At 72.4% G+C, this 1,553-nt stretch carries 2 protein-coding genes; one reads left to right on the top strand and one right to left on the bottom strand.

Annotation, left to right across the window (positions count from 1 at the left end):
• The coding region (locus G6017_RS13355) for an LCP family protein (protein ID WP_241731545.1) at positions 1-1,071 on the top strand (1,071 nt) is incomplete at its 5' end.
• Positions 1,072-1,102: 31 nt separating this feature from the next.
• On the opposite strand, the gene G6017_RS13350 is transcribed toward G6017_RS13355, so the two are convergent.
• Positions 1,103-1,553: DUF8176 domain-containing protein (locus tag G6017_RS13350; protein ID WP_524536298.1), on the bottom strand; the 451-nt coding region annotated here is incomplete at its 5' end.

The raw sequence follows: 1,553 nt of genomic DNA, 5'->3' as shown, positions 1-1,553 counted from the left end.
GGGCGGGACCCCCGCAGGCAACCGGTCGACCCGCGCGGTGTCCGGTCCGGTCGGCCGTCGCGGGCCGGGTACGGGTCCACACGCGATCGCCGCTCCCGCCGGGCACCCGGTAGACGGCGCCTCGGGCCGATGCGGATCCTGGGTCTGGTGCTCGTGGTGATCCTGACGCTGGGCGTGGTGAGCGTCCTGTGGGCGGACTCGAAGCTCCAGCGGATCGACGCGCTGCCGGACTACCCCGGCCGGGGCGGCAACACCCCGGGCAGCATCACCCTCCTGGTGGGGACCGACTCCCGCGAGGGACTCACCCCGGAGCAGCAGGCCCAGCTGTCCACCGGGTCGGAGTCCGATGCCGGCGGCAAACGCACGGACACCATGATGTTGGTGTACACGCCGCGCGACAGCGGCCGGACCATGCTCATCTCGCTCCCGCGGGACCTGCTGGTCGACATCCCGGACTACGGACAGAACAAGCTCAACGCCGCCTACACCTTCGGCGGTCCGGCGCTGCTGACCCGCACGCTCGAGCAGCAGACCGGGATGCGGATCGACCACTACGCGGAGATCGGGTTCGGCGGCTTCTCCGGGATCGTCGACGCGGTCGGTGGCGTGGACATCTGCATCGACGAGCCGATCAACGACCCGCTCGCCGGCCTCGACCTGGCCGCCGGCTGCCAGACCCTGGCGGGGCCGCAGGCCCTCGGCTTCGTCCGCACCCGCTACGGGTTCGCCGAGCAGGACCTCCAGCGGGTCCGCAACCAGCGGCAGTTCCTCGGCGCGCTCATGAGCGAGACCATGTCCCCGGGCAACCTGCTCAACCCGTTCACCGCGGTGTCACTGGTCGACGCGGCCTCGGAGGCCGTCACGGTCGACTCCGGGGACCACATCTGGAACCTCGCGTCGGTGATGTGGAAGCTCAGGGGCGATCCGCTCACCGTGACCGCCCCCTACGACGGCATGGCCTCCGGTTCCGTGGGCTCGTACCTCGTGTGGGGCCCGAGCACCACGGGGTTCTTCGACGCGGTCGCCTCGGGCCGCACCCCGGCCCAGGAGTACCTCGACCCCGGCCCCTGAGCCCGCCCCCCGGCTCACGGGTACCGGCTGGTCATCCCGCGGGCGTGATCGAGACGATCCCCCAGGTGCCGTCGGGGTTCTCCGCCACCCGCACACGCTGCCGGATCACCACCGGCTCCGCATCGGGCGGGGACTCGGTGAGGCTCACCTCGAGGAGCGTGGGCGACAGCTCCCGCGCGTCCACACAGTGGGTGGTGCCCTCGGGCACCCGGTCCACCCCCTCGACGCGCAGCCGGTCCGGCGTCATCCGGCTCGACGGCGAGACCGCCTCGAACGCCTTCTCGGCCGAGCGCTCGACGTAGTAGGCGTGATCGAAGGCCAACACGGTCCCCAACGGCGAGTCCAGCGACCCCGGGCCGTCGCCCACCACGTGGCCGGGTTCGGAGACCGGGGCGCAGTCCGCCGCCTCCTCACCGGTCGGGGAGAGAGCCCCGCGAGTGAGGAGGAATCCGATCACCGCCGAGCCGGCCAGGACCGCCACC

This window comes from Dietzia sp. B44, assembly GCF_014145245.1.
GTDB classification, from domain to species: Bacteria; Actinomycetota; Actinomycetes; order Mycobacteriales; family Mycobacteriaceae; genus Dietzia; species Dietzia natronolimnaea.
Note: the sequence above shows the minus strand (reverse complement) of the source record. Positions and strands in the feature narration are given on the sequence as shown.